Raw genomic sequence first — 12,597 nt, forward strand, 5'->3', positions numbered from 1 at the left:
ATGAAAAAAACATTTATAATCTTTCTCTTTCCTACAACTCTAGCAATCATATGCTTGCTGGTTTATTTTTTAGGAATAAAAATTATTCCAACTAATACTGTTTCATTAGGATATAGCACAGATGGACAAAAGCTATTATTTACAGATTACAAACAATTTAAAGACATTTACCGATTTGCTATTTTTATCCAAAAAGTAGAGGACTCTTTTTATTCTCAAGATACTACTCCTTGTTACAATTCACCTCATTGTGTCAAACTAAAACAAAGAAATAATGCCATTCTGCTCAAACTTAAAAATAGATTTGATATTAGCCAATCCATGACAAAAGAAGAAATCATTAGCGAATTTTATGAATTCTCTTTTTGGGGACTAAAGAACCTAACTGTATGGGAAGTTAGTTTTTTAGGAGCTTCACTTTGGCTATTCTTTGCTTTTATATTGACAGGATATTTACACTGGCAGATCAATACGAATTATTTTTTATACTTCATGAGTTGGATAGGATTAGTGTTCACTTGTTTTATCCTCATTTTCACCTATAAAGCTCGACCATTCTTAACCCCTTATTCTACCAATTTTATAACCCAAGGTATTATAATCGGCATAACTATTCCCCTATTAGTAGAAACCATTGCATATTCTTATTCTAAGTTAACGATCAATTAATTTAGGATTAGCACAATTATATATTTTATAACATAAAACCTTCCTTATTATGAAAAAGCAAATAGTGTCTTTATTTTTTTTACTATTGTTTTATTGCTAACCAGTTGTGATAAAAACGAGTAAATTAATCACATAGTTAACGGAGATGCCAATACAAATGCTATCCTTACGATTATATATGTGTATTAAAACCGTATAACACAAACACTACAAGAGAAATTGAAATATTTCATTCTCGAACTATCAACATTAAACAATAAACTTCAATATTTCACCTATATATATTATCGATCCCCTGAGGCATTAGTCTATTTGCCATAGAACTAAGTTAAATCGTGACTATTGATAGTTGTTTTTTAGCGTCCCAATATAGTTACTTTTCCCAAAGAATTTTCTTGGCAAAAACCTTTCCCCTGCATTTTTGTTATATTTGCACTATGAAAGAATTAGCCTATTTAAATAAGTATTTCCTAAAGTACAAGGGACGTTTTTTGTTGGGAATTTTGTTTATTGCTATCTCTAATTATTTTAGAGTATGGCAACCTCAAATCATTCGTTACGCCTTGGATTTGGTGATTGAAAACGTAACCTTATACCAATTATACAACAATTTTGAGGTACAAGAAGATCTACTCACTCGTATAGGGAGCACCCTTTTCTTTTTTATGATTTTGGTGATAAGTTTTGCCTTGTTGATGGGCTTTTTTATGTTCTTTATGCGTCAAACGCTTATTGTGATGTCCCGTCTCATTGAGTACGATTTGCGAAATGAGATTTATGCGCGTTACGAAAAATTGACCCTCTCTTTTTATAAGCGCAACAATACGGGAGATTTAATGGCACGAATTACAGAAGATGTCAATCATGTAAGAACCTATTTGGGGCCTGCGATCATGTACAGCATCAACTTGACCATACTTTGCACCATGGTTGTTTACTCCATGGTACAGGTGAGCCTTACCCTCACCCTATATGCTCTAATTCCATTGCCAATTCTTTCTTTTTCTATTTATTATGTAACCAGTATCATTAATAAAAAAAGTACTCGCATTCAGGCACAGCTTTCTGTTTTAAACAGCCTAGCCCAAGAAGTCTATTCTGGGATTCGTGTGGTAAAATCTTATGGGCAAGAAAAAGCCATTGGAAATTATTTCCGAGCAGAAACCGAGGATTTCAAAGCCAAATCATTGGAATTAGCCAAAGTAAATGCCTTTTTTCATCCACTAATGTTGTTATTAATTGGAATCAGTACCATTATCACCATTTATGTTGGAGGAATTTTGGTCATGAATGGCGAAATTTCAACGGGCAACATTGCTGAATTTGTTATTTATATCAATATGTTGGCTTGGCCAGTGACCTCTATTGGTTGGGTCGCCTCTATTATACAACGTGCTGCTGCTTCTCAAAAAAGAATTAATGAATTTCTAAAGACTACGCCAGATATAGTAGTAGATGAAAGCATTGAGAAAACAGCTATCAAAGGAAATTTGGTCTTTGACAATGTTTCATTTACCTATCCTGATACGGGCATCAAAGCATTAACAGATATTTCATTTGACCTAAAAGAAGGGCAACGCATGGCGATTATTGGTCGAACAGGTTCGGGAAAAACCACTTTGGCGGATTTACTGTTAAGAATGTATGATAACACATCAGGACAAATTTTATTGGATGGCAAACCGATTGCCCAACACAATCTAGCCCATCTAAGAGAACGCATTGCCTATGTTCCTCAAGATGTCTTTTTGTTTTCAGATTCCATCTATAACAATATTGCTTTTGGGCACAACGATGCGAGCAAAGAGAAGATCAAGCAATATGCAAAACACGCTGCTGTTTACGATGATATTATGAATTTGCCAGAACAGTTTGATACCATTGTTGGCGAACGAGGAGTTACGCTATCAGGTGGCCAAAAACAGCGTATATCCATTGCCCGTGCGTTGATGAAAACGCCTGACATTGTATTACTAGATGACTGTTTGTCTGCCGTAGATACCAAAACAGAAGCTCAAATTACCAATTACCTTAATACAGCTTGTGCCAATAAAACGACAATTATTATTACACATCGTTTGTACGCTGCCCTGCAATTTGATAAAATTATCGTTTTAGATGAAGGAAAAATTGTGGAAGAAGGAACGCATGAAGAGTTGCTTCAACAAGGAGGTTATTATTATGAAATTCACGAGAAACAACGCTTAGAAGAAGTGGAATAGATGTTGTTTATATCATCAAAATGGAGTGACCTATCAATTTAAAAGTGCGCTACAATACAGCCTTTTTCAAATTGATAGGTCATTTTATTTTAAGCTATTCCCAATTGGATCTCGTAATTTCAAACCAATCGGTAGGGTCTCCATCAAAATCAAATTGCTCTACCCTTCTAAAACCAGCTTTTTCCAAAACATGTCTAGAATTAATATTTTCAGGATCCGTCATGGCATAAATAGCGTTTACCCCTAGTTTTCTAAAACCATAATCTACCCAAGCTTTTGCTGTTTCTGTAGCAAAACCTTTCCCCCAATACTTTTGTATAAATCGATAGCCCAACTCATAAAAATTCTCATAGCCATTTACCTTCTCTTTGTATAGTTTTAATCCTGACCAGCCCAAAAACCGATTGCTTTCTTTTTCAATAACCGCCCAACGACCAATATTATTCTCTTTGTATTGTTTTTGCAGGAGATCAATTACCTCTAGCGCTTGTTTGGGGTCTGTCAAAGGTTGAGTTCCTATATATCTATGCACTTCAGGATCACTGTCTAATTCAAATAAGCCATCTTGGTCGGCTACAGAGATTTCTCTTAGGATTAAACGCTGAGTTTCAATTATTTTTTCCATTTTTATAGTAATAAACGATGTTAAGTAAATTTCCCATAACAATAACTAATCATCTAAAATTCCATTTTGTAATAGTTTTTAAACAAAAGATATGAAAAAATATATTTCTTATGAAACAGAACGGTTAATTCTAAAACCTACAACTAAGGAAGATGCCCCATTTATACTTCGACTATTAAACACTCCAAAATGGATTCAAAATATTGGCGATCGAAGTGTTCGTTCCCTCAAAGATGCTGAATATTATATTCAAGAAAAAATAACACCACAATTGGATCGGCTAGGTTATTCTAATTATACTATGATTCGAAAAACAGATGGTTGCAAAGTAGGGTCCTGTGGGCTGTATAGCAGAGAAGGTCTTGAAGGCATAGACATTGGTTTTGCTCTATTCCCTGAATTCGAAAAACAGGGTTATGCCTTTGAAGGGGCTCAAAAAATAATGCAACTTGCTATCCATGAGTTTGGATTAAAACAGATTAGTGGCATTACGATCAAAGAAAATATTGCCTCGCAACGGCTTCTAGAAAAATTGGGGCTAAAATTTTCGAGGACGGTCATTCTTCCTAACAGTCAAGAAGAATTATTGCTTTATCAATTGATTCTATAGTGGCAAGAGTATACCGCCTAAATTATTTGAAAGTTTGAAGATGATCTATCTTCGTTCATCCTCAAATTTTCAAATTTCTAAATTTTAACGCCACAAAATTCACAACGTAAATAAACAATAGAGCTACTAACTTACAATGCATTAAGCAGCAAGTTTTTTCTTTTTCTACAACTGCTCCTCTTCTTCATACTCAATGTGTTCTTGATGACCAGCAAAAGGAATCTTAAGCAACTCTACCACATTATTGACGACCTTTTCATCCATATAAGTATCGACTCCATAAATTAGCTTGGAATTATCCACCATCACATAAGTTCCAAAAATTCGATCCCAGAAAGAAAAAATATTACCATAATTGGTATCGGAATAAGGTTGGCGATAATGATGGTGAATGCGATGCATATTAGGCGTACACACCACCAATCGAAGCCCTGCATCCAACCAATCTGGCATCTTAACATTGGCGTGATTAAACTGTGTCAGAACAACCGAAAGGGTTTGATACAAAAAGATTAACCAAATAGGTGCTCCTACAATCAATACTGCTGCTGTGGTAAAAACAAATCGAATCACACTCTCTCCTGGGTGGTGGCGATTGGCCGTAGTGGTATCAACATTTTGGTCGGTGTGGTGTACCACATGAAATTGCCACATCCAAGTAATATGATGCTCTATATAATGCGCCAACCAAGCGCCAATAAAATCCATTAACATTAAGCCTACGGTAGCCTGAATCAAAGCACTTGCACCAATCCAATACAAGAACCCAAACTCATTCGTTTCTACATAAACGGCTGCTCCTGTTAAAATAAAAGCCATGGCAAAATTAATGACAATGGTTGTCAAGGTAAAAAAGATGTTTAGCCCTGTATGCTTTGTTTTGTTGTATGCTGTCTTGAATAAGGGGAGTGTATTTTCTATAATAAAAAATAGCGTTAAGCCACCAAACAATACCCCTGCTCTATGTGCTGTGGGCATCTCTGAAAAATAATTTATTAAGGCATCCATGTCGATTAGATTTTTAATTTTTAGCGCTCTTTTTTGATAAAGAATCAAAGAGTCATTTTTAATAAGGATTGATTATTAAGCTAATCTCTAATATAGATATATTTTAATTAAATGACCAATGAATAAAAAGAAAAAGTCATTCCATACCACAGTACGAAATGACTTTTAACAAAAAAGTTATATTGATTGGATACTATACTAAGCTAGCATCGTTTTTTTTGAACCTTGAAGAAACAACCAATTCTTTGCTTCCTTTTTCATATTTGTAAAAACCTTCTCCTGTTTTGCGTCCTAAGTACCCCGCTGTAACCATATTCACCAACAAAGGACAAGGTGCATACTTTGGATTTCCAAAACCATCGTGCAATACATTCAAAATTGATAGGCAAACATCCAAGCCGATAAAATCTGCCAATTGTAGTGGCCCCATTGGATGCGCCATTCCCAATTTCATTACGGTATCAATTTCTTCTACCCCAGCAACGCTTTCATATAGAGAATAAATTGCCTCATTGATCATTGGCATCAAGATTCTATTGGCAATAAAACCTGGATAATCGTTTACTTCTGTAGGAATTTTTCCCAAGTTTTTAGACATCTCCATAATGGTATTGGTTACCTCATCTGAAGTCGCATAACCACGAATCACTTCTACCAATTTCATAACAGGTACAGGATTCATAAAGTGCATTCCGATCACTTGTGCAGGACGACTAGTTACCGCTGCTATTTTTGTAATAGAAATCGAAGAAGTATTGGTTGCCAAGATGGCATTTGCTGGTGCTGCTTCGTCTATTTGTTTGAAAATTTTGAGTTTTAAATCAATATTTTCGGTTGCTGCTTCTACTACCAAATCAGCCGTTGCAGCCGCTTCATTTAGGTTGGTAGAAAGCGTAATATTAGCTAGTGTTTCGCTCTTATCTGCTTCGGTGATTTTTTCTTTTTTTACCATTCTATCCAAATTCTTAGAGATGGTTCCTAATGCTCTTTCCAAAGCAGCTTCAGAAATATCGACCAAGGATACACTGTAGCCATTCATAGCAAAAACGTGAGCAATTCCATTTCCCATTGTTCCTGCACCTATTACAACAATATTTTTCATTATTCTTATGGTTTAAGTATTTTTTATTTTTTTATTGGATAACGCCCCCAAAGATACAGAAGTAGGCTTAAAAGAAGTAGTTAAGCACTATATTATTTAAGTTGTTTTTAGAATTTGCCAGCTATTGCGACATCCAATTTAAGACAATTGGCCAAATTTCTTTTTTGGCACTACTAGAATGTAAAATACGACTGTGGTTATAATCTTCTAAATACCCATTTTGTCTGGAACAAAACAACAATTTATTTTGGGGATTTTTAAAACCATCTAAGAAAGCCTTGCAGCCCTGAACAGGAGCAATAAAGGTATCCCCCTTTGCACAGATAGATAAGATGGGAGTAGTGATTAAGGGCATATTTTCTAGGTAATCAAAATCACCTGCCCCATTAAATTTCTTGGACAAATTCCAATCAAACCATTGCTTCATCAAAAAATAACTTTCGTTATGCTCTCCCAAGCCTTTTTTTTCTGCTGGAATGTGCTTGGTTAAAGCGGTTAAATATTTACCAAGTAATATTTTTGTATAATTCGCAACGTTATTGGCAGCGCCAAAAGATTGGCAGCCAAACAAAGTGATGCGCTGAATTTTGGGAATGTATTTGGGGTACCGAACCAAAAACATCGCTAGGCAAATTCCACCACCACTATGCGCAATGCAACTTAGCCGTTGAATTTTTTTTACTTCAAATAAAAAATCAAAAGCAGCTAAAAAGTCATATAGGGCAATTGTTTCATAATTAAAATGCTGTTTAGGAGGAGGACTTTCGCCATGATTTCGCCATTCAACAATCCAACAAGTATACCCCTGTTCAACCAAAAAAGAGGCAATTCCCATGCAAACTTTTTTGTTAGAAAAGGTCCCATGCCCCAAAAATATATTTTGATGCACTTGGCTAGATGGCGCTGTGATTTTCCACAAAGCAACTTGCTCCCCATCTTTTGTTTTGATTTTGATTAATTCTTCATTGATCATTTTAATAGAAATAAAAAGCCCATTTCTAACAAAAGAAACAGGCTTAATAAACAATTTTATTTTAAAAAAATCCTAAGGCCAAATACCCAAAGCGGTATAATCACTTCCAATTTTTTCGATCGCATAAACAAAAGCAGCCGTACGTAAATCTTTGATTTCAGGCTTTGCTTTCCAAGTATTACGAATACCATTATAAGCATTGATCATTGTTTCTTCTAAACCAGAGCGTACCAAATCAACCTCATCGGCACCAAAGGTCAACAATTTGCGTTCTCCTGCGTTTAATTCTTTGCCTGTCATTTTGAGTACCAAATCAACCAACAATTCGTAGCGATTGCTTTCAAAACGTTTTTGCATACGACCAAAGCGCATGTGAGAAAGGTTTTTCAACCACTCAAAATAAGAAACCGTTACCCCTCCTGCATTAGCGTACATATCAGGAATAATCAAACATCCTTTTGCTAATAGTACTTCTTCTGCTTCAGGAGTTACAGGACCATTCGCAGCTTCAACAATAATCTTAGCTTTGATGTCTGCTGCATTTCCTTCATTAATTTGGTTTTCCAAAGCGGCAGGAACCAAGATGTCACATTCTAGTTCGAGAGCAGAACTTCTATGCTCTAAAGTAGTAGATCCAGGGAAGCCAACGATAGAACCTGTTTTTGCTCTAAAGTCAAGCAATGCATGAATATCAAGACCATCCTCTTTGTAGATAGACCCTTCGTATTCTGCTACACCAATAATTTTCACATCACCTTCGTCTTGTGATATTTTACCCGTAAAAGAACCTACATTTCCTAGACCTTGGATAACCATGGTTTTACCCTTTAGACCTGTTGTTAGTCCTAGAGCATTCATGTCTTCTTCGTGGTTACAAGCCTCACGAACAGCATAATAAACACCACGTCCTGTTGCCTCTGTACGACCTTGGATACCGTTTTGAGAAACTGGTTTACCAGTAACACAACCCGCAGCATCAATTTCACCAGAATTTAGAGCAGCATAGGTGTCCATAATCCAAGCCATTTCACGAGGGCCTGTTCCATAATCAGGAGCAGGAACATCCATACCTGGACCGATAAAGTTTTTACGTACTAATTCAGAAGCATAACGACGAGTGATTTTTTCTAATTCTTCCTCGCTATACTCTCTAGCGTTGATTTTTACTCCCCCTTTGGCACCACCAAAAGGAACATCAACAACAGCACATTTATAGGTCATCAAAGCAGCCAATGCCATTACTTCATCTTGATTAACTCCTTGGCTGTAGCGAATACCTCCTTTGGTAGGAGATCTATGGTTCGAGTGTTGTACACGATAAGCCTCGATTACTTCGATATCATTTCCTCTTTTTATAGGAAAGTTCATACGGAAAACAGCGTTACAACCTTTGATTTGTTCCAACAAACCACTAGGCAAATCGGTGTGCTTAGCTGCTTTATCAAAATTTTTCTCGACTCCTTCAAAAAAGCTATAATTTGACATAGTTTTTTTTGGTTAAAGTTATTATAAACGGTTAGTTATTGTTAATAGTCTATTGATATCATTGTATCTCTATTTCAAGAACACCATTCTATAAAATTAAACATTTAGGCAAATAAATATTTGCGCATTATTTCTAATAATTAATCTTATACAATCGTATCAATCGACTAAATTTATTATCCAGCAAATGTGCAATTTTGTATTAAGTAGTTTCTATTTCCTTGCACATCTTTTTATCAATCATCCATTTCTTGTTCCAATCTAGCGACTTTTCGCTCTAAAAAGATCAAAAAGCCAATTATTCCAAAGAACAAGATAAGCAAAACACCTACTGTCACGTATATTTTTCCAATATTACTAAAAAAATCATTTGCACTAGTATCCTGAGCAAAAGCAGAAATAGGTATCAAACTGAGTACTAATATGTTAATAACTTGCTTCATTAATATAGACCTTAAAAATGGCGTTTTTTTTAAAAAAAAAGAATTTTTCCAAATTATATTTTGACAAAATAGCAATTGTTAAAGAAACATAGAAATTGACTACAAAATAGCAAAAACATAATACTTTGAATATCACTAACTTAAAAAGAAAAATTCAAATACATTTATATTTATAACAAAAGAATAAAATTATTCCTCCATTTCTAACTTTCTTCTGGTCAATCGCTCAACTCTCCCCACTAAGTTAGACATCCAAATTCCCATTAACATCCAGCCAATTACAGCAGGATAAAACACCATTCGCATGGTATTATCCAAATCCAATTTACTAAATGCTGGATTTCCCCCCATTCCTGGATGAAGACTATCTACCATTCTAGGAACAATATAAAGCAAAGGAATTAATGTTGCAAAGGCAAAAATATTATAAATTGCAGCGATTCTAGCTCGCTTATCCATATCATCAAAAGAGCTTCTTAAGACAAAATAAGCCAAATAGATCAGTAACGCTACAGCAGATGTGTTTTGCTTCACGTCAAATGACCAATAGGCTCCCCAAGTATGCTTAGCCCACAAAGCCCCTGTAGTAATTCCAATGATCCCAAATAAGACTCCTATCACAGCAAAAGAAGAAGCCTGTGTATCGTAGTACTCCACCTCAGGTTTCCACAAATACAAAATGCTATAGCCTACCGAAATCAATAATAAAAACATCATTGCAAACCACATCGGAACATGATAAAACAAATTGCGAATGGTTTCTTCTAAAATATTAAGAAAAGGAAAAGTTACTTCGCTTTCTACTCCTTGATCAAACGATTCAATGGCACAAAAACTAGGCGCAAGGCTGTCCGCACCTAAACTATCTTTGATATAAACAACAGATTCCAAAGAACTATAGCCCCCTTGTTGCCCAGACATTTCCAAGAGCGGAAAGGGAGATTTTTTGCCATCGGCTGTTGTTGCTTGAATTGGCAACTTACCTAATGGAATATCAAAAAACAACGTTAACTGTTGAGCGTTATTCACTTCTATTTTTTTGGCACAAATAGCCTCTCTGGGGTTTAGTCGAATTCTAGCTTTGTAGCCTCCTTTTTCTGCATCAAAATTAGAATTATAAGCCTGTAAAACCAAAGCCAACTCCTCTCCTCCTTGTGCCACTCGTGGACTAACGCCTGTAATTCCAGTACTCAAAGGAATTAACATACCTGCCAGAATACTATAACCTACTAAAAGTACCCCTAATATTTTGTAAAGTTTATTCATTTATGGTTGTTCTAAATAAGAATAAAATGGATTATAATTCTTTATTAGATAAAAAGCTAAAATAAGATTGTCCGTACTGGCGAAGTTCTACAAATTTGGGATGATTTGCAAAATTTTGACGAGAATCATGTTCAATAATTAACAAACCATTTTCTTTTAACAAAGTTTGTTGAAATACTATATTGACTAATAATTGAAATTTGGGTGAGTCATAAGGTGGGTCGGCAAAAATAACATCGTATTGTTGGTTATGATTTCCTAGGAATTTAAAGACATCTTGCTTTCTTATTTCTAGAACCTGCTCTAGTTTGAATGCTTGTGCATTTTGTTGAATGTAACGAACACAAGCCCCAAATTTTTCTACACAGCAAACATGGTTGGCTCCTCTTGAAGCAAACTCATAAGCTAAATTGCCCGTTCCCGAAAATAAATCCAAAACGTCGATCCCATCCAATTCAATCCAATTTGAAAGAATATTAAACAAGCTTTCTTTCGCATAATCTGTGGTTGGACGAGTTTTCCACTTCGAACTAGGCATATCAAAACGGCGACCTTTTAGGAAGCCACTAACTATTCGCATAATTTAAGGCTGTACAAATCAAAGAAAAAATTCTGAGGAAAATCTACTTGAGTTTTATTTCCAAAAACATAGAAATTAGGTCGGTTAACAAAGTGAATTGTTTTAATATACTTATACAACAATTTATGTATTTCCGACTTAGCAACTAGCTCTCCAACGATGTATAGGGGATGTTTCTGAGGCATTAGTCCCAACTGTTTGTAAACCAACAAAACGTAATACAAACAATCTGGTGATGCTTTAAAAGAAAAGATATTGTGAAACAGCAACTTAGATTTTTCAATCACTGTAATCATTACATAATGATCATAGATGTTGAGAAATATATTTTTGGAATTGCTGCTATCAAAATTTGCAATAAAATTATTGATCAAGCCCGTTGACACATGAAAAAACTGTGCCGCAGGAAAATGTTCGATAATATCCTGTATATAAGGTTCTTCAAAAGCATAAATATTAGCTGCTTTTAAGCTTTCTATTTGATCAAAAGCAACCCGATCATTTGCCTTTAGTGCCACTGTTTGTTGCAAATAAATGCTTGCTTCCTTTTCGTCAAACAAGGACAGAGGAACCAAAGAAAAACGTGGCGAAAAAAGACCAACTTTGACCGATCTAAATTTTTCTCGAATAATGCTGTCTTCAATTAGTAACTGTTTGAGTGGTCCTTGCTGGGGCAAATCAGACAACTGATAAGTTCTCAGAGCAACCACTTGATTCTGTTGATTACTAATTAAATAAGACAACCTATCTATCCCCATAAGGACAGATAGGTCATAGGTATGAGTAAGACTTTTGTTAAAATCTTCTTCAAATATATTATATAAGATTTCTACCAATTACCGTTTGTTGAGGGTTTATATAAGTCACCCACTTTACGCAACTTGTTTGGATTATATTCAGGATCGTAAATTACATGCCCAGCAGAGTCAAATTCTGCCATATAAGTACCAATAGTGGTACCTACTTCAAAAGTAGAAGTCATCATAGAGTCGGTACCTTCTACGATAGCCTCTCCTGTTTTGATGTAGAACTTCTGACCATCAGAAAAAGGCACTGTAGTTACATAATCAAAATACTCATCGATTGACATCATTGGTTTTTTGACCTTCATCAATGATTTTTTGATAAAACCTTTTAAAGAATCTTTAGCTGGTATTTTAACCTCAACAGTAGATACTACTTGGTTGGTGTCGTATTTATCTCCAATAACTTGCTCCACCAAAAAAGTATCGTGTGTCAATACATATTTTAAGGAATCATAGTTATCGGCATACTTACCATGCAATGCCTTATAGATTTTTTGAAGTTCAGCTGCTTGCGTCAATCGTTCTCTAACCTGTTCTTCTCTAATTTCGCCTGTTTCCTTGAATGTAATCGGTTTACGAATAGATTCAATCAATAAATAAACTAACCCGAGGGCAGCCAATGACAACAAAATATTTAGTGCAATTTTCATTTGTAGTATGTTATGAGATTATAGTATTTTATTTCTCAAGGCTAAACAAAAAATCAGAAAAAATGAATAGAAAAATTTTGTTCATTTTCTCTAACTGCAATTATACTTATTTTTTATGGAAAAAAAACAACATTAATATCCAATTTTTGAGTAGGCCC

General features: G+C 35.0%; 13 protein-coding genes. 3 read left to right on the plus strand and 10 right to left on the minus strand.

Annotated features, from left to right (window positions below; genetic code table 11):
- Together AsAng_RS11780 and AsAng_RS11785 are read left to right on the plus strand one after the other, a co-directional pair.
- Positions 1-669 carry a hypothetical protein gene (locus AsAng_RS11780; protein WP_264792986.1) on the plus strand — a complete coding sequence of 223 codons (669 nt, stop codon included), beginning with the start codon at positions 1-3 and terminating at the stop codon, positions 667-669.
- A gap of 437 nt (positions 670-1,106) precedes the next feature.
- Positions 1,107-2,891: an ABC transporter ATP-binding protein gene (locus AsAng_RS11785; protein ID WP_264792987.1), complete on the plus strand. Its 1,785-nt coding sequence runs from the start codon at positions 1,107-1,109 to the stop codon at positions 2,889-2,891.
- A 94-nt stretch (positions 2,892-2,985) separates the two neighbouring features.
- Here the strand turns inward: AsAng_RS11785 and AsAng_RS11790 are convergent, their stop codons facing one another.
- Positions 2,986-3,516 (minus strand): GNAT family N-acetyltransferase, encoded by a 531-nt coding sequence (locus AsAng_RS11790; RefSeq protein ID WP_264792988.1) that lies wholly within the window; start codon positions 3,514-3,516, stop codon positions 2,986-2,988.
- A gap of 91 nt (positions 3,517-3,607) precedes the next feature.
- Between AsAng_RS11790 and AsAng_RS11795 the strand changes: the two genes are divergently transcribed.
- Positions 3,608-4,126 (plus strand): GNAT family N-acetyltransferase, encoded by a 519-nt coding sequence (locus AsAng_RS11795; protein ID WP_264792989.1) that lies wholly within the window; start codon positions 3,608-3,610, stop codon positions 4,124-4,126.
- A 165-nt stretch (positions 4,127-4,291) separates the two neighbouring features.
- On the opposite strand, the gene AsAng_RS11800 is transcribed toward AsAng_RS11795, so the two are convergent.
- From AsAng_RS11800 to AsAng_RS11840, 9 genes are all read right to left on the minus strand, one after another.
- Positions 4,292-5,134, minus strand: coding sequence for a sterol desaturase family protein (locus AsAng_RS11800; protein ID WP_264792990.1), 843 nt, complete (start codon positions 5,132-5,134; stop codon positions 4,292-4,294).
- A 193-nt stretch (positions 5,135-5,327) separates the two neighbouring features.
- On the minus strand, positions 5,328-6,236 hold the full coding sequence (locus tag AsAng_RS11805; protein ID WP_264792991.1) for a 3-hydroxybutyryl-CoA dehydrogenase: 909 nt from the start codon (positions 6,234-6,236) through the stop codon (positions 5,328-5,330).
- A 121-nt stretch (positions 6,237-6,357) separates the two neighbouring features.
- A complete protein-coding gene (locus tag AsAng_RS11810) occupies positions 6,358-7,209 on the minus strand; it encodes an alpha/beta fold hydrolase (RefSeq protein ID WP_264792992.1) in 852 nt (283 codons plus the stop codon).
- A 72-nt stretch (positions 7,210-7,281) separates the two neighbouring features.
- Positions 7,282-8,694: a Glu/Leu/Phe/Val family dehydrogenase gene (locus AsAng_RS11815; protein ID WP_264792993.1), complete on the minus strand. Its 1,413-nt coding sequence runs from the start codon at positions 8,692-8,694 to the stop codon at positions 7,282-7,284.
- Positions 8,695-8,930: 236 nt separating this feature from the next.
- A complete protein-coding gene (locus tag AsAng_RS11820; protein ID WP_264792994.1) occupies positions 8,931-9,137 on the minus strand; it encodes a CcmD family protein in 207 nt (68 codons plus the stop codon).
- A 189-nt stretch (positions 9,138-9,326) separates the two neighbouring features.
- A complete protein-coding gene (locus AsAng_RS11825; RefSeq protein WP_264792995.1) occupies positions 9,327-10,403 on the minus strand; it encodes a cytochrome c biogenesis protein in 1,077 nt (358 codons plus the stop codon).
- A 31-nt stretch (positions 10,404-10,434) separates the two neighbouring features.
- Positions 10,435-10,983 (minus strand): 16S rRNA (guanine(966)-N(2))-methyltransferase RsmD, encoded by a 549-nt coding sequence (gene rsmD, locus AsAng_RS11830; RefSeq protein ID WP_264792996.1) that lies wholly within the window; start codon positions 10,981-10,983, stop codon positions 10,435-10,437.
- Positions 10,974-11,819, minus strand: coding sequence for a DUF3822 family protein (locus AsAng_RS11835; protein ID WP_264792997.1), 846 nt, complete (start codon positions 11,817-11,819; stop codon positions 10,974-10,976). The genes rsmD and AsAng_RS11835 overlap by 10 nt, the downstream gene beginning before the upstream one ends.
- Positions 11,813-12,439, minus strand: coding sequence for a hypothetical protein (locus AsAng_RS11840; RefSeq protein ID WP_264792998.1), 627 nt, complete (start codon positions 12,437-12,439; stop codon positions 11,813-11,815). Before AsAng_RS11840 ends, AsAng_RS11835 begins: the two co-directional genes overlap by 7 nt.
- Positions 12,440-12,597 lie beyond the last annotated feature (158 nt).

Source organism: Aureispira anguillae, from assembly GCF_026000115.1.
Taxonomy (GTDB): Bacteria; Bacteroidota; Bacteroidia; order Chitinophagales; family Saprospiraceae; genus Aureispira; species Aureispira anguillae.

Bases quoted from the DNA above. Each gene is read 5' to 3' on its own strand.
- AsAng_RS11780 (WP_264792986.1), top strand. From the start codon at position 1: ATGAAAAAAACATTTATAATCTTTCTCTTTCCTACAACTCTAGCAATC.
- AsAng_RS11785 (WP_264792987.1), top strand. From the start codon at position 1,107: ATGAAAGAATTAGCCTATTTAAATAAGTATTTCCTAAAGTACAAGGGA.
- AsAng_RS11790 (WP_264792988.1), bottom strand. From the start codon at position 3,516: ATGGAAAAAATAATTGAAACTCAGCGTTTAATCCTAAGAGAAATCTCT.
- AsAng_RS11795 (WP_264792989.1), top strand. From the start codon at position 3,608: ATGAAAAAATATATTTCTTATGAAACAGAACGGTTAATTCTAAAACCT.
- AsAng_RS11800 (WP_264792990.1), bottom strand. From the start codon at position 5,134: ATGGATGCCTTAATAAATTATTTTTCAGAGATGCCCACAGCACATAGA.
- AsAng_RS11805 (WP_264792991.1), bottom strand. From the start codon at position 6,236: ATGAAAAATATTGTTGTAATAGGTGCAGGAACAATGGGAAATGGAATT.
- AsAng_RS11810 (WP_264792992.1), bottom strand. From the start codon at position 7,209: ATGATCAATGAAGAATTAATCAAAATCAAAACAAAAGATGGGGAGCAA.
- AsAng_RS11815 (WP_264792993.1), bottom strand. From the start codon at position 8,694: ATGTCAAATTATAGCTTTTTTGAAGGAGTCGAGAAAAATTTTGATAAA.
- AsAng_RS11820 (WP_264792994.1), bottom strand. From the start codon at position 9,137: ATGAAGCAAGTTATTAACATATTAGTACTCAGTTTGATACCTATTTCT.
- AsAng_RS11825 (WP_264792995.1), bottom strand. From the start codon at position 10,403: ATGAATAAACTTTACAAAATATTAGGGGTACTTTTAGTAGGTTATAGT.
- rsmD (WP_264792996.1), bottom strand. From the start codon at position 10,983: ATGCGAATAGTTAGTGGCTTCCTAAAAGGTCGCCGTTTTGATATGCCT.
- AsAng_RS11840 (WP_264792998.1), bottom strand. From the start codon at position 12,439: ATGAAAATTGCACTAAATATTTTGTTGTCATTGGCTGCCCTCGGGTTA.